The sequence below is a fragment of the Prosthecobacter sp. genome (assembly GCF_044232965.1).
Lineage (GTDB): Bacteria > Verrucomicrobiota > Verrucomicrobiia > Verrucomicrobiales > Verrucomicrobiaceae > Prosthecobacter.
The window spans coordinates 1-20,732 of the sequence record NZ_JBIIKX010000019.1; the positions used below are offsets into that span (position 1 = coordinate 1).

The 20,732-nt window shown below is 61.1% G+C and carries 23 protein-coding genes; 3 read left to right on the forward strand and 20 right to left on the reverse strand.

What is annotated here, in order from left to right:
- Window positions 1-114: 114 nt before the first annotated feature.
- Together ACILSI_RS10175 and ACILSI_RS10180 are read right to left on the reverse strand one after the other, a co-directional pair.
- Window positions 115-465, reverse strand: coding sequence for a gamma-glutamylcyclotransferase (locus tag ACILSI_RS10175; RefSeq protein WP_395721767.1), 351 nt, complete (start codon window positions 463-465; stop codon window positions 115-117).
- The gene (locus tag ACILSI_RS10180) at window positions 462-1,148 is read right to left on the reverse strand and encodes a biotin/lipoate A/B protein ligase family protein (RefSeq protein ID WP_395721768.1); all 687 of its coding nucleotides are present in this window, start codon (window positions 1,146-1,148) and stop codon (window positions 462-464) included. Before ACILSI_RS10180 ends, ACILSI_RS10175 begins: the two co-directional genes overlap by 4 nt.
- 88 nt (window positions 1,149-1,236) lie before the next feature.
- Here ACILSI_RS10180 and ACILSI_RS10185 point away from each other — a divergent pair, with 88 nt between their 5' ends.
- Together ACILSI_RS10185 and ACILSI_RS10190 are read left to right on the forward strand one after the other, a co-directional pair.
- Window positions 1,237-3,144: a hypothetical protein gene (locus ACILSI_RS10185; RefSeq protein ID WP_395721769.1), complete on the forward strand. Its 1,908-nt coding sequence runs from the start codon at window positions 1,237-1,239 to the stop codon at window positions 3,142-3,144.
- An 86-nt stretch (window positions 3,145-3,230) separates the two neighbouring features.
- A complete protein-coding gene (locus tag ACILSI_RS10190) occupies window positions 3,231-3,731 on the forward strand; it encodes a hypothetical protein (RefSeq protein ID WP_395721770.1) in 501 nt (166 codons plus the stop codon).
- A 60-nt stretch (window positions 3,732-3,791) separates the two neighbouring features.
- On the opposite strand, the gene ACILSI_RS10195 is transcribed toward ACILSI_RS10190, so the two are convergent.
- Both ACILSI_RS10195 and ACILSI_RS10200 read right to left on the reverse strand, forming a co-directional pair.
- Entirely contained in the window at window positions 3,792-4,205 is a 414-nt protein-coding gene (locus tag ACILSI_RS10195) for an Ohr family peroxiredoxin (RefSeq protein ID WP_395721771.1), read from the reverse strand.
- A gap of 91 nt (window positions 4,206-4,296) precedes the next feature.
- Window positions 4,297-6,663 (reverse strand): copper-transporting P-type ATPase, encoded by a 2,367-nt coding sequence (locus ACILSI_RS10200; RefSeq protein ID WP_395721772.1) that lies wholly within the window; start codon window positions 6,661-6,663, stop codon window positions 4,297-4,299.
- A 131-nt stretch (window positions 6,664-6,794) separates the two neighbouring features.
- Here ACILSI_RS10200 and ACILSI_RS10205 point away from each other — a divergent pair, with 131 nt between their 5' ends.
- Window positions 6,795-7,313, forward strand: a complete 519-nt coding sequence (locus ACILSI_RS10205; protein WP_395721773.1) for an RNA polymerase sigma factor — start codon at window positions 6,795-6,797, stop codon at window positions 7,311-7,313.
- Between the two features lie 183 nt (window positions 7,314-7,496).
- On the opposite strand, the gene ACILSI_RS10210 is transcribed toward ACILSI_RS10205, so the two are convergent.
- From ACILSI_RS10210 to ACILSI_RS10285, 16 genes are all read right to left on the reverse strand, one after another.
- Complete coding sequence (locus ACILSI_RS10210; RefSeq protein ID WP_395721774.1) at window positions 7,497-7,697, reverse strand: CsbD family protein; 201 nt, start codon at window positions 7,695-7,697, stop codon at window positions 7,497-7,499.
- Between the two features lie 168 nt (window positions 7,698-7,865).
- Entirely contained in the window at window positions 7,866-8,219 is a 354-nt protein-coding gene (locus ACILSI_RS10215) for a four-helix bundle copper-binding protein (protein WP_395721857.1), read from the reverse strand.
- 501 nt (window positions 8,220-8,720) lie between these two features.
- Complete coding sequence (locus tag ACILSI_RS10220) at window positions 8,721-8,918, reverse strand: YHS domain-containing protein (RefSeq protein ID WP_395721775.1); 198 nt, start codon at window positions 8,916-8,918, stop codon at window positions 8,721-8,723.
- Window positions 8,919-8,993: 75 nt separating this feature from the next.
- Complete coding sequence (locus ACILSI_RS10225; RefSeq protein ID WP_395721776.1) at window positions 8,994-9,224, reverse strand: hypothetical protein; 231 nt, start codon at window positions 9,222-9,224, stop codon at window positions 8,994-8,996.
- Window positions 9,225-9,374: 150 nt separating this feature from the next.
- Window positions 9,375-9,698 carry a hypothetical protein gene (locus ACILSI_RS10230; protein ID WP_395721777.1) on the reverse strand — a complete coding sequence of 108 codons (324 nt, stop codon included), beginning with the start codon at window positions 9,696-9,698 and terminating at the stop codon, window positions 9,375-9,377.
- A gap of 124 nt (window positions 9,699-9,822) precedes the next feature.
- Window positions 9,823-10,392 carry an RNA polymerase sigma factor gene (locus ACILSI_RS10235; RefSeq protein ID WP_395721778.1) on the reverse strand — a complete coding sequence of 190 codons (570 nt, stop codon included), beginning with the start codon at window positions 10,390-10,392 and terminating at the stop codon, window positions 9,823-9,825.
- 13 nt (window positions 10,393-10,405) lie between these two features.
- Window positions 10,406-10,891, reverse strand: a complete 486-nt coding sequence (locus tag ACILSI_RS10240; RefSeq protein WP_395721779.1) for a Spy/CpxP family protein refolding chaperone — start codon at window positions 10,889-10,891, stop codon at window positions 10,406-10,408.
- The gene (locus ACILSI_RS10245; protein ID WP_395721780.1) at window positions 10,888-11,211 is read right to left on the reverse strand and encodes a hypothetical protein; all 324 of its coding nucleotides are present in this window, start codon (window positions 11,209-11,211) and stop codon (window positions 10,888-10,890) included. Before ACILSI_RS10245 ends, ACILSI_RS10240 begins: the two co-directional genes overlap by 4 nt.
- Window positions 11,212-11,294: 83 nt before the next feature.
- Window positions 11,295-11,540 carry a hypothetical protein gene (locus ACILSI_RS10250; protein ID WP_395721781.1) on the reverse strand — a complete coding sequence of 82 codons (246 nt, stop codon included), beginning with the start codon at window positions 11,538-11,540 and terminating at the stop codon, window positions 11,295-11,297.
- Between the two features lie 107 nt (window positions 11,541-11,647).
- Window positions 11,648-12,757, reverse strand: coding sequence for a hypothetical protein (locus tag ACILSI_RS10255; protein ID WP_395721782.1), 1,110 nt, complete (start codon window positions 12,755-12,757; stop codon window positions 11,648-11,650).
- 45 nt (window positions 12,758-12,802) lie between these two features.
- Window positions 12,803-13,039, reverse strand: a complete 237-nt coding sequence (locus tag ACILSI_RS10260) for a hypothetical protein (RefSeq protein WP_395721783.1) — start codon at window positions 13,037-13,039, stop codon at window positions 12,803-12,805.
- Between the two features lie 45 nt (window positions 13,040-13,084).
- Window positions 13,085-15,202, reverse strand: a complete 2,118-nt coding sequence (locus tag ACILSI_RS10265) for a multicopper oxidase family protein (protein WP_395721784.1) — start codon at window positions 15,200-15,202, stop codon at window positions 13,085-13,087.
- A gap of 102 nt (window positions 15,203-15,304) precedes the next feature.
- The gene (locus ACILSI_RS10270; RefSeq protein ID WP_395721785.1) at window positions 15,305-15,670 is read right to left on the reverse strand and encodes a hypothetical protein; all 366 of its coding nucleotides are present in this window, start codon (window positions 15,668-15,670) and stop codon (window positions 15,305-15,307) included.
- Between the two features lie 141 nt (window positions 15,671-15,811).
- Entirely contained in the window at window positions 15,812-17,152 is a 1,341-nt protein-coding gene (locus tag ACILSI_RS10275) for a nickel/cobalt efflux transporter (RefSeq protein ID WP_395721786.1), read from the reverse strand.
- A gap of 60 nt (window positions 17,153-17,212) precedes the next feature.
- Window positions 17,213-17,650, reverse strand: coding sequence for a hypothetical protein (locus ACILSI_RS10280; RefSeq protein WP_395721787.1), 438 nt, complete (start codon window positions 17,648-17,650; stop codon window positions 17,213-17,215).
- Window positions 17,647-20,730 (reverse strand): efflux RND transporter permease subunit, encoded by a 3,084-nt coding sequence (locus ACILSI_RS10285; protein WP_395721788.1) that lies wholly within the window; start codon window positions 20,728-20,730, stop codon window positions 17,647-17,649. The genes ACILSI_RS10280 and ACILSI_RS10285 overlap by 4 nt, the downstream gene beginning before the upstream one ends.
- Window positions 20,731-20,732 lie beyond the last annotated feature (2 nt).

Genomic DNA, 20,732 nt, shown 5'->3' on the forward strand with positions numbered 1-20,732 from the left:
GGCAGGCTCTTGGTTGACTTTACGCAGAGGAACTCCGCACATGACAGCTCTGGGAAAATTCGGAGTCTGAGAAGATCTCCGAGCGCCGCACAGAGGACTGTGCGGACCACATTGCTACCAGCACGCGCCCGCGTCCCGTCGCCCGCTCAGATCACGCAGGTAAAGATAGCCTTCGACGCGCTGAGCGGCGAACTCGCCTTCGAGCTCGATCAACACGCGCTCATATTCACCGCCGTTGATGTCTTCCAGCACATCGAGACGCGCCAGGCCGGCCTCGTCCACGTCCCAAACCTCGCCTTCGATGGCGATGCCATTTTCTGAGCGGATCATGCCGGGATAGCCGCCAAGGTCGAATATGCGGTAAAGCGGCTTCGTCCACGCTGAAGCCACAAAAGTCTGGGACTTGATCCATTCATGATTCTCGCCGCCGCGTTTCAGCGTGCCGTACACAAACACGCGTGTCATGACAGTGCGTCCTCCCGTTCATGCAACCAGGAACTCAGCGAGTAGCGTTTCTCCACGAGTTCCTGCGCCCGTTCAGCGATGGCTGGCGGCAGTTCTTCAACCAGAGTGACTTCTTTGGCGAGGTTCGCTGCCCAGCCATTCCAAAAGCCTGGTGGCAGGCTGACCTGCTGCACGCTGCCCTGATGCAGCAGGCCCAGCTTGCCGCGCCGTTGGCCCGCGCCCGCGATTTTTACTTTTCCACGCACCACATCGTGCAAGGCCGGTGCCACAAAGCAGAACGGGTTCTCGATCAAGTCTTCCGGCCCGGCAAGTCGGCAGCCGGTGAGATCGGCGGCGTTCAATCCGTCCGCCAAGGCCGAGTGTATGAGCCGGTAGCTGTCCAGCGGGCGCGTTTCCGCCCAGGCATGGCCTGCGGGCACGATCACGGAGTACGTCTCGTCGTTTTCATGCAAAACGACTCCGCCACCGGTCCAACGGCGCATCACCGGCCAGTCGGGCAGCGTCTCACCGAGCTTGGCGAGGTTTTGCGCGTATCCAATCGTCACCGTGGGCTGGTCCCAGTCGTACACTCTCAGGACAGGCGTATCAGCGCTCTCCAGCCAGGCTTGGTCCACAGCCATGTTCCAGGCTCCGGCGTGCGGGGTGCTGTCCAGGTGCAAAATCAGTCGGTCAAACAGGCTCATGGGCGATTTTTGCGCATGATGCCGAGTGTTTTTGAGCTTGCACCTCGGATGTCGAGTCCGTTGAATATGAGCAACCCCCACAGACACCATGTCAGCCTCCATTGTCGAACTCCAGCAGCAGGTCACGAATCAGCCTGAGAACTGGGCGGCTCGTCTCGCTCTGGCCGATGCCTTGGTGGCAGGCGGCAGGGGAGACATGGCGGCCATGGTCGTCTCACTGGCGCCTGACGCGCCTGCTGAGTCGGCGCAGTTCATCCACGCCGGACGTCACTTGTTGCCGATCAATCCGCAGATCGCCCTTCAATACGCCAACCAGGCCATGCAGTTGGATGAGATGAACGCCCAGGCCGCCCTGCTCGCCTCCGAGGCCTGCCGTGCGCTGGGGGACGGCGACGAGGCGGAAAAGCATTACCTCGTGGCGATGGAGCTGGACCCTTCGCTGGAGGCCGGGGCGCAGGAATTGAAGGAATGGATCGACGGCAACACCACCAGCTTTGCCTCCAAGGCCACCGTGCCGATCAACGTGCGTCCTTTGCGGCAGCAAACGCGTCCGCAGTCTGATGCGGAGGTGGCCGTGACCGTTTTGGATGAAGAGGATGATGATAGCGCCACCCTGGTGCTCGCCGCCCTTCCAGAACCCAGTGGCCTGCCTGCCCCGGACCTGGCCGAGCCCGTTCTCTTTGCCGCTCCCGGCGTTGTGGATGAAATCATCGATGCCCGTCCCAAGCAGCGCAATCTCTTCGGTCCGAGGATCGCTGCCGCCGCCGCTGCCATCCTGGTGCATGCGGCGCTGTTTCTTCTTCTTGGTGTGCTCGTGATCGTGCTGCCGGAGCCGCCGTCGGCCGAGATCACCGCCACGGCCGTCACCGAGCAGGAACAGGAGAAGCCGGAGACGAAAAAAATCGTCGTCCCCCAGCCTACGCCCGCCACCGCCGCTGTTGCGCGCCCCACCACGTCCGCGATGACCGCCGCCGGCGTCTCCGAGGTTTCGCTGCCTGACTTTGACTTCAAAGCGCCTACTGAGGCCGTCGCCGAAGTCGCCACCACCGACCTCGGCTCCAGTTTCTCCGTCGCCTTTCAGCCTAAAGGCACCGTGCAGGTCAACTTCTTCGGCATCAAGTCCAAGGGCCGCCGCATCGCCTTCCTCATCGAGGCGGAGCGCTACATGCTCACCGACCCGAAGGGCGGCATCCCCGCCTACGAGATCGTGAAGCAGGAGATCGCGAGCATGATCGGCAAGTTCGACGTCTCCACGGCCTACAACGTCCTGATGTTCGATCATTTCCATCTCTCCGCCTTCAGTGAGAAGCTCGTCCCGGCCACCACATCCAACATCGAAAAAGTCCGTGACTGGCTCTACCCGGTGAACCGCGAGTTTGAAAAGATCGGCCTCGCCGCCATCAATTATCCGGCTCTCAAGGCCGCGCAGGAGATCGAGCCTATCCGCAGCCGTCTGCTGCAGGGCTACATGCTCGCCATCCAGTATGCGCTGGAGAGCGATGTGGACACTGTCTTCATCATCACCAGCGGCTGGCGTCACATGGCGCGTTACGAGACCAAGGAGGAACTCGCCGAGTATCTCAAGGACATGCGCTGGACCGAAAAAAACGAGAAGGAGTGGGTGGCGGCGGTGGGAAAGGCGCAGACCTGGCTCAAGGAGGAGAATGACAAGCGCAAGGCCAAAGGCATCCCCCAGCGCGTCATCCGCAGCATCCACGAGGTCGTCAACGAGCTGAACATCAACGTCCGTCACAAGCCCGGCCCCAACATCGAGGCGGAGGAGCGGGAGAAGCAGGTCATCAACGCCATCCGCGCCATCTACTCGAGTCAGAACAAAACCAAGCCGCAGATCAACTTCGTGCTCTTCGTCGGCAAGGATGAAAAAACCGTCCCCATGCAGGCGCACTTTGAGGAAATCGCCTCCCGCGCCCGCGGCGGCAAGGTCCGCATCCTTCAGGGCATGGCGGCCCTGAAAAACGTGACCGGCGGGAAGTAACGACTGAGGCTTCTTTGGCTTGCCGAAGCCGGGAGCTGCATCGGATGCAAGACAGGATACACGTTTTGCGGCGTTTTGAGGATACCATGAGCAGTTTTCGCCTGAGACCCCGCTTCTCGCACATCATCGACCTCAGTATGGATGACATGAGAGATCGGCTCGTGCGGCAGGCTCGTGACGACGGCGATCGCTGCGAGGTGAAGTGCTTTCCTGGCTATCTCACGCTGCGCATTCCGGAGGCGGACCAGCACCGCTGGTCACCGCAGTTGAATTTGAGCCTGGAAAGCGACACGCCTGGCAAAACTCGTGTCGAGGGCACTTACGGCCCGAACACGAACGTCTGGTCCGCCTATCTTTACGCCTACCTGCTTGTCGGAACGGCGGGTATTTTTTCCGGCATCTTCGGCGCATGTCAGTGGTTCATCGGTGCGACGGCCTGGGGGCTGGGCGTCTTTGCCCTCATGGTCGTGCTGGCCGTCGGTCTCTACGTCCTGGCGCAGTTCGGGCAAAAGCTTGCCGCGCAGCAGACCTTTCTGTTGCACCGGGTTTACGAGGACGCGGTCGGTCATGCGGTGGTGGTAACCTGAGACTCGTGGCTTAACCCGCCATTCAAGCAAGGCGGCCCTGACGTGAACGACCCGCAGAGTTCAGGACACCACCAAAGTCACCTTGGCATCGCCACGCATCGCCCTGGAATACGGGCAGGTCTGGTGCGCCTCCTCCATGATGCGCTGCACCTGAGGACGATCCGTGCCGGGGATGTGTGCCCGCAGCTCCACGGCCAGGTGATAGCCGCCGTCATCATCCTCCCGCAGGCTTACCAGTGCCCGCACAATGGAATCCGCGACCGGTGTGCCGAGCTTTTTGGCCGCGCCTCTCACCGCGCCGTGAAAACAGGCGGAATATGCCGCCGCAAACAACAGCTCGGGATTGGGTCCCAGTTTCTCCGCGCCTAGCTCCAACGGATTGCCCAACGTGATGTTGAGCAACTGGTCCGGCGTCTCAATGGCGCCCGAACGTCCGCCTTTGGAAATCGCTTCGGCTGTGAACAAGGTTTTCATGGTGTTTTGGAATGGCTGGGGCGCCTCACCTTGCGCATTGCAGCTCAAGGGCGCGATGGGGTGTTATCCCACCGCGCCGTTGGCCGCATGCTCAGAGCTTCATGCTTCTCAGACGCAGCGCGTTCGCGATGACGGACACGGAGCTTAAACTCATGGCCGCACCGGCGATCATCGGACTGAGCAGCACGCCGAGCCAGGGATAGAGAATGCCAGCGGCGATGGGGATGCCGAGCGCGTTGTAGAGGAAGGCGAAGAGCAGGTTCTGCCGGATGTTCCGCATCATCGCGCGACCAAGCTGGATGGCGTGGACGATGCCGCGCAGATCACCGTGCACGAGCGTGACCGGTGCGGTTTCCATGGCGATGTCTGTGCCAGTGCCCATGGCGATGCCGACATCGGCCTCGGCCAAAGCAGGCGCGTCATTGATGCCATCGCCTGCCATGCCGACGACTGCGCCGGGGCGTTTCATCGAGTTGATGAAGGTATGCTTCTCCTGCGGTGTGACGCCAGCGTGGAAGCGCTCGATGCCCAGCGTGCTCGCGATGCGCTTGGCCGTGCGTTCATTGTCGCCCGTAAGCATGACGACTGAGATGCCGAGCGCGCGAAGTTGAGCGAGAGCTTCGGGCGTGGTCGTCTTGATCGGATCACTCACGACGATAACAGCCGCCGCCTGATGATCCACGGCAAGGAAAATGGCCGACTTGCCATCGCTTTGATGCGGTGACGCAAGTGCTTCGAGCACGGCGAGATTTTCGATGCCTTGCTCGCGCAGGAAATCTGCTTTGCCGACTATCACGGCTTTGCCATCCACCTTGCCGCTGACACCTGCTGCGGGCGTTGATTGGAAGTCGGGCACATCCGGCAGTGCGAGCTTGTTTTTCTCCGCCGCCTGGATCACGGCATAGGCCAGCGGATGCTCGCTGTGACGCTCCAAGGCCGCCGCAAAGCGAAGCGCGTCGTCGATGCTGAGATGGCTCTGCGGTGTGAGGAGAATCTCGGTCACTTCGGGTTTGCCGAGCGTGAGCGTGCCGGTCTTGTCCACGGCCAGCGTGTTCAGCGCGGCCAGTTTCTCGATGGCCTCTGCCTGACGGATCAGCACCCCCATCTTCGCACCGCGACCGATGCCGACCATCACGCTCATCGGCGTGGCAAGCCCGAGCGCACAGGGACAGGCGATGATCAAAACAGCGACGGCATTGGCGATGGCATAGGCCAGCGAAGGCTCCGGCCCGAGCCACAACCACAGCCCAAAGGTCACCGCCGCAGCGACCAGCACGGCGGGCACAAACCACGCTGCGACTTTATCCGCCAGCGCCTGGATCGGCGCACGGCTGCGCTGCGCCTGCCCGACGAGCTGGACGATCTGCGCCAGCATTGTGTCCGCGCCCACGCGCTCGGCCTGTACCATGAGACTGCCGTGTTGATTGAGCGTGCCGCCCGTCACCTGGGCTCCGGCGGATTTCTCCACTGGATCGGGTTCGCCCGTGATCATGGATTCATCCACATGGCTGCTGCCCTCGATCACCACGCCATCGACGGGAACTTTTTCGCCAGGACGCACCCGCAGACGCTGGCCGACCTGTACGGCATCGAGCGTGACATCCACATCGCCTTCAGGCGTGACGAGCCGCGCCGTCTTCGGCTGAAGGCCGAGCAGCTCCTGGATGGCACTGCCAGTGCGTGCTCTTGCCCGCAGTTCCAGCACCTGACCAAGCAGCACGAGCACAATGATGACCGCCGCAGCTTCAAAGTAGAGTGGAAGGCTGCCGTGTGCGTCACCCAATGATTCCGGAAACCAATCCGGTGCCAACATAGCCGCAACGCTAAAGGCATACGCCGCTCCGACACCCAGCGCGATCAGCGTGAACATGTTCATGCTGCGGTGCAGCAAGGACTGCCACGCGCGCACAAAGAACGGCCAGCCCGCCCACAGAACCACCGGTGTCGCGAGCACAAACTGCATCCAGCGTGTCACCGTGCCGTTCGCCCATTCGGCATGACTCCACGCAGGAACTACATGCGCCATCGCCGTGACAAACACCGGCAGCGTCAGCAGCGCGCTCCACTTGAACCGCCGCGTCATGTCGCGCAGCTCGGCGTCATCGTCCGCATCATCGGTCTCCGTCGCCGTCATCGACTCCAGGGCCATGCCGCACTTCGGGCAAGTGCCCGGATGATCCTGCTGCACCTCGGGATGCATCGAGCAGGTGTAGATCGTCTTGGCGGTCGGTTTCCAGGCCGGGTTGCGCTCCAAGGCCATGCCGCACTTCGGGCACGCGCCCGGCTTGGCCGACTCCACGCCCGGGCACATCGGGCAGAAATACTTGGCCGAGGTTGGCGGCTTCACGGCTTCATCAGGCGAGTGATGATCGTGCTGACAGCAGCTTGGCTTGACGGGTTGAGGGACTGCGTGGCAGCAGGAGGCCGGCGCTTGGGGGTCGTGCGAGTGATTTTTCATGGAGTGAATGGGTGATGATTTGAGGTGGAGCCTGACTGGCCCTTCATCCTGTGCCCACGCACGAGGTGTGAACTTGTTACGCGCTGGTTTGCCGCGTGTCTGTACGTATCTTGGATTCAACTCCCCGCCCTATGTCCACCTCTCCACTCCTCCAGCATCTCGATGCCTTCATCGGTTTCGCTCGCTCGCGCACGGGCGATCCCGAACTCGCCGCTGATCTCGTGCAGGAATGCCTCATGAAGGCGCTGAAGGCCGACAACGTGCCCGAGGATGCTGAAGGCGTCGTCACATGGTTCTACCGCGTGCTGCGCCATGCCATCATCGACGCGCATCGTCGCCGCACCACGCGGGATCAGGCCTTGGAAAAGCTCGTGCATGAGCTGCCGGAGGCGTTGAAGCCTGAAGACGAAAAAACGATCTGCCAGTGTGTGATGAAGCTCCTGCCCGCGCTGCCGGAGGCGGATGCCGAGCTGCTCCGCCGCATCGACCTCGGCGGCGAATCCGCCACCGAGATCGCGAAAGCGACGAACCAACGCGTGAACACGCTCAACGTGCGACTGCTGCGTGCCCGCAAGCGCTTGCGCGAGCAGGTGGAGCGCGTCTGCCGCACCTGCGCCACGCACGGCTGCCTGGACTGCGACTGCGCGTGAGAACTGTCTTACTTCTTCAGCTTGCCGAGATATTTGGCCGGATTGGCGTCGAACTTCTTGATGCAGGGCTTGCAGCAAAGTTTGATCTCCTGGTCGTTGTAAACCTTGGTGACGACCTTGCCCATGCTGCCGAGTTCGTTGCCGCTGACGAGGCATGATCTGTTCGTTGTTTGAACCGCCCGCTTAATTGCAGCAGGACTTCGTTTCCTTCATGGCCTGTTCCACCGCTTCACGGGTTTCGCCGGTGCGCTTCTGGATGCGGCCCACCAGTTCGTCCTTCTTGCCTTCGATGTATTGCAGATCGTCGTCCGTGAGCGTGGCCCACTTCTGCTTCAGCTTGCCCTTGGTGATGTTCCAGTCGCCTTTGATTTCGAGTGTGGTCATGGTGGTGTTGGTTGGATGTGTTTGGTTCTGCGAACAGAGTTTTCGCTGTTTCGCAGACATCCACGTTGTACCAGCGGGAGACGGATTACGATGGGATGTAACCCGACTTGTCATTCTCGCGGCCTGTTCCATTGCCGGTGGAAACACCGTCAATGGATGACATGCCTGTTACTTGGTCATTTTGCGGCACTCTTCAGCGCACTTTTTGCAGGCTTCCGCACATTCCTGGCAATGCGCCATTTTGTGCTTGGCGCATTCTTCGCCGCAGGCGTCACAGATCGCCGCGCAGAGGGCTGCGAGCTTGCCTGCATGGGCGGAGTCGCGGGCCATGAATTGCGCCGTCAGGGCGCAAATGTCCGCACAGTCGCGGCACAGCTTGATGCACGGCACCATGGCTTTGACGTCCTCTTCATTGAGGCAGCCAGTCACGCAGCGTTCGCAGGCGGTGATGCAGGCTTGGAGGGCGTTGTGGCCGGTGGCGTGTTCTTTCGCGGCCGGGGTTTCGGCGGCTTGGGTGGTCATGGGGGCAAAGACGGCCAGGGCCATCGTGAGGGCGATTGAGGAGCGGGTGAGGATGTTCATCGGTTTTGGATTTCAGTTTTAGTCTTGAGGCTTCAGCGGGATGCCGTTGCCAGCCCCCCACGCTGCTCAGCATGCGGCAGTGAAGCTATGGGATGTAAACCCACCACCACTCCCTGCGATTTTTGGGACACTTCAAACCATCCCGCAGCAACTGCTGTTAACGTCGCAGTGCCAGCACCAGTTCATTGAAACGCAGGCGCATCGCTTAGGCATCAGGATCGGCAAAGGGCGTGTCCAGCGTCGCCACGGCATTGCTCAGATTGCTCGTGCCATTGATCGCCGATTGCATTTGCACACTCGTCACCTCACCGGGCGGGCCTTGCAGGCCGGTGCCATATTGCCACGTAGGATGCCGAAGGTGAAATGCACATTCGCACCATCCCAGTTCACGCTGGCCTGCGCGGCATCACCGGGGTTGCTGAGATCTGCGCCGTACTGACGTCAGCCACCGGAAGCGCCGGACTTGCCAACGGGATTGGCCTCGGCGGGCGTGGTCAGGAACTTTTGTCGGCATTGCTCGCTGCAAAAATAGAAGGTCTCGCCTTCACGTTCGGCGTGGCGAGCGGTGGCGGGGTCCACGGCCATCCCGCAGACGGGGTCTAGGATCGCTGATGGAGTGGCGGTTTGAGTGGTTTGCATGCTCGGCTGGCAGACTCTTGAGCGTGCAACAGGCGTGTGCCATGGGGTGTAACCCTACCCTTGCTGGATGGCGGCCTACTTGAGCTTCGACAGATACTTGGCCGGATTGGCGTCGAACTTCTTGATGCAGGGCTTGCAGCAAAGTTTGATCTCCTGGTCGTTGTAAACCTTGGTGACGACCTTGCCCATGCTGCCGAGTTCGTTGCCGCTGACGAGGCAGGTTTTCAGCGGGTAGGCGGCGGGAGCCGCAACGGCGAGGCTGGCACCGAGGAGGAGACTGGAGAGGAGGGCGAGGGTCGTTTTCATGGGGGTGTTGGTTTGAGTTGAGTGACCGGTGATTTCAGCCGGTCATCGGGTGCAACTTCGCCGCCGCGCCAACCCCTCCAGATTTTCTGGGCTGAGCCCAAGAAAAAGCCGCCAGCGGTTGGACGCTGGCGGCTCATGCCTCGGCAGAGGTTAGTGGCTGGTGCAATGATGCAGCGTGCCTCCGCAGGTCTTGCAGGTGTGCTGGGTGAGATTGCCGGTCTTCAGCATGGCAACCACCTTGTTTTCACAATCCGCGCACGACATGCCATCGGCATGACGCAGCGTGACGATGCCACCCTTCGCACCGGCGGCTCCAGTGCCGCTGGTGGCCGGGGCATTGAAGTGGATGGTGTGGCACTTGGAGCAGGTCACGGCGCTGGTGGGCGTGTGAGCCGGTGCCTGGCAGGAGACGAGGGCCAGTGTGCCGAGGGCGGCCAGGCCGAGGAGGGCGGAGCGGATGAGTTTCGTTTTCATGGTTATGTTTGGTTTGTGTTGGATGTTCCGGCAGATGGTATGACTGCCTTCATCTGCATCAACTCCGAGCGAGCCTGAATCCCTCTGCCTTCACAAGATCCGCGCACAACCGGCCAAGCGGCGCTCAAACGCCGTGGCTTTTCAAGGCATCCTTGAGCAACTGCCGGGCGCGATAGATGCGCACTTCGATCGCTTTGGCCGAACAACCGAGCGTGGCGGCGATGTCGGCATGGCTCAAGTCTTCCACGGCGAAGAGCAGCAGCGCCTCGCGCAGATCGGCGGGCAATGCGGCGATGGCCTGGTTCACCAGCGTGGTCTTTTCATGCAGGACCGCCGCAGCATCGGGGGAGAGCTGTGGATCAATCGGCTCGTGAACGAGTTCGCCCTGCTCGTCCTCCATCGGCACCGTGGGGTGGCGGCCTTTCCAGCGGGCGTGACTGCGGGCGAGATTCGCCGCGATGTGAAACAGGTAAGTCGAGAATGCGGCCACGGGCTTGTAGCTGTGGCGGCTGGTGTAGAGGCGCACAAAGGTCTCCTGCGTGAGATCCATCGCGGTGGCATGATCTCCCACCATGCGGAGAAGAAACGCGGCGACGCGCTCGCGCCAGCGGGCCATGAGCTCGTTCAAGGCCAGATCCTCACCGCCAGCGAGTCGCTGCATGAGCACTACATCGGCATCGTGGGTGAGGTCCATGCTGAGGAGGGAATCAGTGGCCGCTGTGTGTCGTGGCAGGCTCCATTTTCATGTCAATGACCTGCGGCAGCATGGCATCGAGATAGCTGCGTGCTTGCTCGGGCGAGAGGCAGTTCGCAGTCTGATAAAGATGTGTGAGCATGGCCGTCTGGCATTCCACATGCAGCGTCGCCTGCTCTTGCAGAGCCGCTTTGAGTTCAGGCGAGACCTGTGTGCCACCAGTGACGAGCTTTTTCACTTTCTCCTGAGAGGTCATCACTTTCGCGCACAGGTCTTCACAGGTCGGGCGATAGGCCAGATGCAGCTCGGAGACCTTGGCAAACTGCGCATCGGTCAGTTTGAACTCATGGCGCAGCCATTCGAGTTCAGGCAGACGTGAACTGCCGTCATGCGGGGCCGTGCATGCCGTCACGACATCACAGCATGATCTTTGTGTGATGACGAAACCTGCGATGGCCGCCAGCACGGCCGCGAAGATGATCCAAAGGCCGCGCTTCATGGTTGAGTCGTGAAACGCGCTGCAACAACGGGGTTGATGGAGGTCACATAAGCGGTGCGCAGTGCGGTGTGGTCAGTGTCAGGCGTGATCAGTCGTCCGAGCCCGGCTCCCAGCAGCAACATTGCTGTCACCATGGCGAAAGCAGGCGCGGGCTGTGCCACCCAGCGGAACAGCGACTCGCTCCATTGCCGCCATCGGGCGGTCCAAGATTGTTTTTCAGCGACGGCGATGCGTGCCCAGATCTCGCGCTGGAATGAGGAGGAAAACTCTGGTTTCGGGTGCGTCTGCCGGATCAGATCATGGAGTTCGTCGTCATTCATGGCTGGGGAAGCTTGGCGGATGACGGGTGAAACACAACCCGCCAGATCATCCGATGCTGGCGGGTTGCGGGCTCGTGGAGCCATTACTTGCAGCAGCCCTTGGCTTTCACCGTTGCAGCGTCCTTGGCCGCTGGCGCGTTCAAGTGGCAGCTCTTGCCGGTGGTGGCAGCCGCGTCTTTGTCAGCGGCTGGCGCAGAAGCCTTCGGCATCTTGGCGCAGCAGCTCATGCCGGCAAGTTTGTCAGCCGCAGGTGCGGTGGTATCGAGGGCGACGCTGGTGCCGATGCCTGCAAGGATGACAGCGGCGAGGAGAGTGAGTTTCGTTTTCATGGTGGGGTCGTTTTGTTTTTTGGTTAAGTGCCATGTCAGGCGTTCATCCAGTGCAACTCCGTGCAGTCACCAACCCCTCCAAATAGTATCAACCAACGCGCCGGAGATCAGCGCAAGATGACAAAACCGCCGTCAGGGCGTGCATAAGCGACGGCGTAGCTCCACACGGGCAGCTTGTCGCCATCGCCGGAATCCGTGACGCGGCCCTGGGCATCGAGCAGATCCCAATGCAGTGCGCCAGCCTTGTTCCAGCCGGAGCCGATGACGCTGGCGATGAGGGTCTGGCCTTTGGCATTCTGCGCCAGGGCGGGATGCTTGGCATTCTTTGGGCCGACTTTCTGCGCTGAAGCCGCAGGCTCGCCAATGAGTCCGATGACGATCTGGCCGTCATTCTCCCAGGCGGCGCGGAGTGCTTGCGTGGCAGGCATCAGACTGGCGCTGCTCATGGGGCACATGGCGACGCGCCAGTCGTCAAGCTGGGTCAGTGTGCTGCGGCCCGCTTTGCTGGTGAGGAGGATCATGCCGCGCGCTGTCGGTGCAGGCGCGCCGCGATAGAGCACGGTCAGCGTGTCATCGGCGGCCAGATGCGCACGCAGCGAGCAGCAGGCGCAAACGCCGGGTTGCTCCGCATTTAGCGGCTTGGGCGCTGAAAAGGTGCGGCCATCATCGGCGGAGTATCGGGCAAAGACGAGGCGCGCGACTTCTCCCGTCGCTCCGGCAGGCGCGGCGTGCCAGACGACGCTGACGTGGCCTTTTTCACTGGCGGCGATGGAGGCGCCGCCATCAAGCGCGGTGGTGTCGCCCATCAAATTTTGCTGCGCGCTGAAGGCCTTGGCAGCGGGCTGAAGCCGGGCATGCAGCAGCGGCGCGCGCATCATCATTTCCTTCTTGCCGCCGGTGCTGCCGTTCCAGATGACCTGCACGCTGCCATCCTTGCCCAGCGCGATTTGTGCGCCGCGAATCGTGCCTGCGGCGATGGCGGAGCGTGGCTCGCTGTTCACGGTGATGGGCGCTGACCATTCGCCGCCGTCCGCTTTGCGGGTCGTGTGGCGGATGTCGCATGCCTTGGGGTCGCCCATGAGATATACCAGATGCACCACGCCTGCGGCGGTCACGACGACCTGCGGCTGGATGCCCGGTTCCGGCAGAGTTTCGATTTGCACCTGCGCATTTAGCGCAAGCGGGAACAGCGACAGCGCGAGAAGGATGGATTTCATAAGGCGGAAGGCATGGTGGTGGCTGTAACACGAGCACAACCGTTATTATTTCGGCAGCTTCGCCAGATACTTGGCAGGGTTAGCGTCGAACTTCTTGATGCAGGGCTTGCAGCAGAATTTGATCTGCTGGTCATTGTAAACCTTGGTGATGGGCTTGCCCATGCTGCCGAGTTCATTGCCGCTGACGAGACAGTTCTTGAGCGGGTAAGGTTTTACATCCGCAGCACTGAGGTTGAGAACGAGCAAGGCGGTGGTGAGGAGGGTGATGAGTTTCGTTTTCATGATGGGGTTGTGGTTTGGGTTTTGTTTTTAAATGATGCTGAGGCATCAAAAGCGGAACAGCAGCCCGGCACCGAGACCGTACTGCGAGTGATACTGGGCGATGAGCGAAGTGCGGCGTGTGAGCGTGAAGTCCGCGCCGGTGGTCCATTCCCAGCGCGTGTTCGTGTCATACTCCACGCGGCCCCAGACACCGAGGCGTGGCGTGAGCTGGAATCGCTTGGCCAGCGTGAACCGCGCGTCACCTTCGCTGTCGAGACTGACATTGGCCCAGACCATGAGCGGCAGGCGGTAGTTGATGCCAACGACGGCCCGGTTTTGCGCATCGGGATCGTTGGTGAAACGTCCGCCGACGAAAGCTTGGAAGTTCAGGTTGAAGTAGCGCTGGTACAGCGCGTCCACCTCGTATTCAGGATTGTCCACGCCCTGCCAGCCGATTTCCCAGCCAAGCAGGAGATCGTTCTTCGGATTCATGAGCGTGAGCAGCCCTTCGCTCATGTGAGATTGAATGGAGGCCGCGCCCCAGACATAGGCCATGTCGTGTGAGTGTTCACCGAGGCCAGCGGCGTGATGAATGCTGTGCTTTTCAGGAGCAGATTCGGCCTGCGTGGGCGTTTTCCGGCTAAAGCTGGGACTACGAACTTCGTCCTCATACCGGAACACCCGCGCCATGCCGCTCATCATGTGATACAGGATGTGGCAGTGAAACATCCAGTCCTTGGCCTCGTTCGCCTCGAACTCGACCGTGCGCCGGCTCATGGGCGGCACATCCACCGTGTGCTTCAGCGGTGAGTGGCGGCCGTTGCCCATCAGCAGGCGGAAGAAGTGGCCGTGCAGATGAATCGGGTGATGCATCATCGTGTCATTGATGAGTTCCAGCTCAATGAGCTCGCCACGCTTGATCATCACATAAGGCTCTTGGGCGATGGTTTTGCCGTCGAAGCTCCAGATGTAGCGGTTCATGTCGCCGGTAAGGTGCATGGTGATCTTCCGGCGCGGCAGTTTTGTGGGCAGAGTGGTGTCGCGTGTTGATTTCAGCAGACGGTAGGGAGATCCTGGCCGAGGCAGCTTCAACGAGGCGCGGACATCGTCCTCCTGCTCCTCCAGCGCGAGCGTGAGCATGTCATCCATCTGGTAAAGATTCGGCTTGGGCGGATCAGATGCAGGTTTGAGGACGCCGGAGCCGAACAAGGCCGAGACATGCCCGCTGCCATCCTGCGTGGTGGCACGCAGCTCATACTCACCACTGACCGGAATGGTGATGATCACGTCATAGGTCTCCGCGATCGCTATCAGGAAGCGGTCCACCTTCACCGGCTGCACCGCAGGGCCGTCAGCTGCCACGATGGTCATCGGTCCAGCAGACGAGTGAAGATAAAAATACGTCGCCGCTGAGGCATTCACGATACGCAGCCGCACGCGCTCACCGGGGTTGCCCTCGATCCGTGTCTGCCGCAGTCCGTTGATGAGAAAGCCATGATAACCGACGTCGGAGATGTCCATCGGCATCATGCGCGACCACTCACGCGAAAAGTAGTCCTTCAAATTTCCCCGCTGCCACGCGCCGAGGATGGACTGCGAGTTCCGCCGCATCAGCCCGAAGTAATCACTGCCTCGCATCAGCATGCGCATGACCTCCATGGGGTCCGTGTTGGTCCAGTCAGACAGCACCAGCACTTGTTCGCGATCCGCATTCACCGGTTCGCCGCCACGCGGCAGCACCACGATGCTGCCAAACACGCCGTTCTGTTCCTGCAAGTGAGTGTGCGAGTGATACCAATAGGTGCCGCTGTGCCGCAGATCGAAGCCAAATGTGTGCGTCGTCCCCGGCTGAATGGGCGGCGTGGTAACATGCGGCACGCCGTCCTGCTCGTTCGGCAGCAGCAGCCCGTGCCAGTGCGTCGAGGTCGTCTCGTGCTTGAGTTGATTGTGAACCCGGATGCGCGCGAAGTCGCCTTCACGGAAACGCAGCGTCGGCCCCGGAATGCCGCCATTGATCGTGAAACCACGCACCGCCTTGCCCGCCGGACTGACGGTTTGTTCCGCAATGGTGAGATCGTATTCCACCACGCGCTGACCAGCGGCAGGTTTCGGAATTTTGCAGTTGTCACAGGCCCATGCGGCCAAGGAAGGCCCAAAGAGGGCGAAAAGGAGAAAGCGTTTCATGAGAATCGAGTCGTTGAAGGTTCACGGAACCGCGCCCTAGCGCTCTGATCTCCCAGCGAGATCGCGATACGTGGGCACAATGCGTCTGTCAAAGACGCTGAATCAATTCAGCCACGAGCAGAACAGCACCGCCAGCCGGACCTGCGGCTGCCTGAGTAAATCACTTTCGACCAAGCGCACTTGAGCCTTCTCCAAGCTCATCGCGGGTCGCGTGGCAAACTGCACATCTTCCAAAGACACCCAAACCAACTGCGGCACCCGCTCACGACCGCTCGCAGGCGGCGCATTCGCCGGTTCGGCAGGCGCTGAAGGCTCCGCGCAGCCGCATGCGCTCATTTCCGCTGCTGCCAGCGCGGCGCAGCAACTCATGCCGCAGTCCGCTGGCTCATCGACTCGCCGCATCGCCTGCACAGGCCATGCCTGCGCCAGCAGCGCGAGGAGGAGGGTGATGGAGTGAAGCAGAGTCATGAGTTCATCAATGCAGACGCATCGTGTGATGAATGATTACGCCAAAAATTCCCTCAGGGCCTCTCCTTTCTTGCTCTCGTCCGGCTGGCGCTTGCCTGGCCCGCCAGCGATCACTCGCTGGCGGGCTTTGCATTCGCTTCATCAATGGCTGTGCGGATGCGCCAGCCCCTGCCAGCCCTGCCACGTCATGAAGGCGGAAAGCAGCAACAGCAGGACGCAGGAAATGTAAGGTGCGCGGCGCATCCATTCACCGAAGCCGCTGAACCGCTGGTGAGCCTTCTGAACGCTCCAGGCGGCGATGACACCGACGATGACCATCGTGAGCGCGAGGCCGAAACTGAACGCGGCGACGAGGGTGAAGCCGAGCGCGACTTTTTTCACCTGGAGGCACACAAGCAAGATGGTGAACGCCGCAGGGCAGGGCATGAGACCGCCGGTGATTCCAAAGAGCACGATCTGCGGTGTGGTGACGGCGCGGTTGGCAAAGCGCTTCGCGATGTCCTGCGCATGGGCGCGCTCATGCGCGTCCTGATACTCCACGCCGTCATCTTCCGGTTCCTCGACGGCGACTGGCTTATGATGGTGATGATCCTCCGTGAAACGCAGGCGGTAGGTATGCGCGTGGTCGCTGTGGCCGAGACTGATGATGGCGAGGAATTCATGCGGCTCCGGTAGCTCGTTGGTGGCTTCCCAAAAGGTGTCTCTGGCTTCAAAGATGAATTTTTGCGTGCGGCCGTCGAGGCGGGCGGTTTCGATGCCGAGCTGCGTGCCTTTGGGCAGCGACACGGTGTCACCGGAGGCTTTGCAGGGATAGATGCGGAAGCGTGGCGGCACGCCGTCTTCAAAAATGCAGACCTCCAGCCAGCCGTGCCCGGTGTCGAGCAGCATGCCGCCGTGCGGCCCTTGCTTGGCGCTGCGTGAAGGTGTGGCGGCTGCTGCGGCCATGCCTGCGGGCAGGATGAGGCCGCTCTGCGTCATGGTTTCACCCGTGAGCAAGCGCGGCGTGGTGGCGTGTGAGTGTGAATGTGCCTGCCAGTGATCAGGCTCATCGGCCTTGGCTGCGGCTTCTGGCGCGGCGTGCTCATGCGAGTGGCCATGGTCGTGAACTTCGCGATGATCATGCGCATGGGCTTCCGCGACCTCGCGGCGTGTCCGCAGAAACATCCACACCGCCAGCGCGAGGATCATCGCGGCGGAGGCGAGGTGAAAGTAAGGCTCCGTGTGCTCCACATTCCACTGGCCGCCGTAATGCAAGGCCAGTCCGGCGAGCAGCCAGATGAGCAACGAATGAGAGATGGCTGCCGACAGGCCGAGCAGCACCGCCTGCCAGACGGTGCCGCGCACGGCGATGATGAAAGCGGCCATCATCGTCTTCGAGTGGCCCGGCTCCATGCCGTGCAGCGCGCCGAGTAGAATGGCGATGGGAACGTAGAGCCACACATGGGCGCTGCCGCTTTGGATGAGCTGGTTGATGTCGGTCATGGCGGGATGAGCTAAAGCCCAGCGTCGCAAGATGCGACGCTGGAACAAGCAAGGCTGGAGTTATTTCTTCTCGTTGGCCTTTTTACACTCACACAGCCACTCGGCCTTTTTGCACTCATCGCAGGTGGCCGTGTTGTATTCCAAGCGGGCGGTGATTGCCTTGGCCTTGGGCGATTCCTTGTATTGTAGAATGAGCCACTCGCCGGCTTTGACCAATGGCACGACAAATCCCTCGGCATCCTTTTCCACGTTGAGCTTGACGGGCTTGTCGCGTTCGCCGGTGATGGCGGTGAGTGTTTGCTCGGCCATGGCGACGGGTTTCATATCCTTGTCGAGCAGGGCGATGTGAAACTTGTCGCCTTTGGCTGTGACTTCGCCGTGCATGGTTTCGTTTTTGCTGAATTCAAGGATGCGGCCCTTGTTGGGGCCAAGCTCGATGCCTTCATGCGCGAAGCTGAGGGATGCGATGAGGGAGAACAGGATGAGTTTGGTTTTCATGATGTGGGTTGGATGTATTTGAGCGCGGCCTGGCGGCCAAAGAGATAAAAGACGGCGGGTGTGATCATCAGGTCGAGCAGCGTGCTGCTGACGAGGCCGCCGACGATGACGACGGCCACGGGATGCAGGATTTCCTTGCCCGGCTCATGCGCGGCCAGCAGCAGCGGGATCAGCGCGATGCCCGCGCACAGAGCTGTCATCAAAACGGGCACCAGCCGCTCCAGAGTGCCACGCACGATCATCTCACGGCTGAAGGGCTCGCCTTCGTGCTTCATGAGGTGCAGGTAATGACTGATCATCATGATGCCATTGCGGGCCGCCACGCCGCCAACGGCGATGAAGCCGACGATGGTGGCGATGCTGATGTTATCGATGAGCCCCCAGGTCAGCGCGAGGCCGCCCATGAGGGCGAGTGGGATGTTCAGCATGACCTGCAAGGCTAGCGACAGGCTGCGGAAGTATCCGAAGAGCAAAACGGTCACCGCGAGCAGCACGAGGACGAAGTAAAAGGCGATGCGCTTCGCCGCGGCCTGCTGCGCCTGGAATTCGCCCTCAAAACGCAGGAAATAGCCTTCCGGCAGCTTCACCTGCTCACGCACGGCGCTTTCCCACTGGTTCACGAGGCTTTCAAGATCACGCACGCCCGTGTTGGCCGCGATGACGATTCGCCGCTGGGTGTTTTCACGGTTGATGACATTCGGCCCCTTGCCTTCGCGGATGTCCGCGATGAGCCGCAAGGGAATGCGCTGGCCTCGATCTGTCTCGACGAGCAGTTCGCCGATCTTTTCCGGCGAATCACGCCAGCTTGCCGGCAGGCGCAACACCAGATCGACCGTACGCTGGCCTTCGCGCAGTTCCGCCACGGTTTTACCGCCGAGCAGCGTCGAGACTTGTTCATTGAGTGTTCCAGGCTGCACCCCGTATGCGACGGCGCGCTCACGGTTTACTTCAATCTTAATCTGCGGGATCGGCACCTGCGCCTCCAGGTTCACATCGGTCAGTCCGGGGATCGTTTTGGCGATGTCTCGCACCTTCTCGCCTTTTTCCCTCAGCACGGCCAGATCAGGGCCGAAGATCTTCACGGCAATCTTTGCCGATACACCGCTGAGCATGTGCGAAAGACGGTGGCTGATGGGCTGCCCGACGTTGAGGAAGGTGCCGGGGATCGTCTTCAATTGCGTGCGGATCTCCGCAAAGACGACCTCACGCGGTCGGCCCGTGTCGTGAAACTCGACGTCGAATTCGTTCACGCTCACCGGCATGACGTGATCGTCTTTTTCGGCGCGTCCGGCACGTCGTCCGATGCTTTTTACCTCAGGAATGGATTTCAGCAACCGTACGCCGACCTCGCCGATCTCATTCGAATGCGCCAGCGAGGTTCCTGGTGCGCTGGCGAGCGAAATGGTGGCGCTGCCTTCATTGAACGTGGGGAGGAATTCTTTGCCCATCATCGGGTAGAGCATGAGCGAGGCGAACAGCAGCATGCCTGCGAGCGCGATGACGAGCACCGGCGCGCCGAGCGCGAAGCGCAGAAAAGTTTGGCGCACGAGGAACTTCATGCCCCGCACGATGAACCCGTCGCCGTGACCGCCAGGGGCCGGCTTGAGCAGCAAGGAGCACAAAACGGGGATCACCGTGAGCGAAACGACAAACGACGCCGCCATGCTGGTGATCGTGGCGATGGCAATCGGCGTGAAAAGCCGGCCTTCGATCCCTTCCAGTCCGAGCAGCGGCAGAAACACCAGGATGACGAGCACGGTGGCGTAGAGAATGGAGTTTCGAACTTCACTGGATGCAGCGGCGATGACCTCGATTGCTGACTGGGACGGGCTTTCACGCAAACGCCGCCACACGTTCTCCACGTCCACAATCGCATCGTCCACTACCATGCCGATGGCCACCGCCAGCCCGCCGAGCGTCATGGAGTTTACACTGACGCCGAAGAGCTTGAAGATCAGAATCGTGACGGCAAACGACAGCGGCATGGCCATGAGCGTGATGGCCGTGGTGCGGAAGTTCAGCAGGAACAGGAACAGAATGATCGCGACCATGATCGCGCCGTCGCGGATGGCCTCCTTGAGATTGCCGATGGCATGATCAATGAAATCGCCCTGGCGAAACAGGATCTCTGCGGTCACACCGACTGGGAGGGAGGGGTTTAGCTCCTGCAATGCGTCTTCGACCTGCTGGGTGAGCTTCAGGGTGTCAAACCCCGGCGCTTTGTCGATGCTGAGCACCACGCCCATCGTGCCGTTCACGCTGGCATCACCGCGCATCGGCTGAATGCCTGCCTTCACCTCGGCCACGTCGCTGATGAGCACCGGACGATCCCCGACCGTCTTGATGACGGTGTGGGCGATGTCTTCCAGGCGTGTCGTCATGCCCAGATTGCGCACCATGATCTCACGCGGCCCTGCTTGCAGATAACCGCTCGTCGCATTGCCCGCCGCACGGCTGGTCGCGGCCTCGACTTCTTCAAAAGTGACGCCGAAGGCCGCGAGACGATTGGGATTGGGCTGCACTTGGATCTGTTTCACGCCTCCACCGATGGTGAGCACCTCCGCCACACCGCTGATGCTCTGCAAGCGCCGTTTGATCGTCCAATCCGCCAGCGTGCGCAAATCCACGGGCAAAACCTTGCCATCATGACTGCGTAGGCCGACGAGCAGGATCTCGCCCATGAGCGATGACACCGGCGTCAGGCCAGATTTAACGCCCGCAGGCAGCGCAACGGCCTGCATGCGCTCCTGCACGAGCTGTCGTGCCCGGTAGATGTCCGTGCCCCAGCCGAACTCGGCGAACACCAGCGAAAGGCCGACATCGGAGTTCGAACGCAGCCGGTCCAGCCCGCCGACACCCTGCACCGCGCTTTCAATCGGCTGTGTGATCAGTGTTTCGACCTCTTCCGGTGCCAGGCCAGGTGCCTCGGTCAGAATCGTCACCGTGGGCTTCGTCATATCCGGCAACACTTCCACCGGCAGGCGCGTGAGCGTTTGCAAACCAAACACCAGCACGATCAACGCCGTCATCAAAATGAGCGGGCGGTGATGCAGCGAGAAGCGAATGAGATGATTCAGCATGA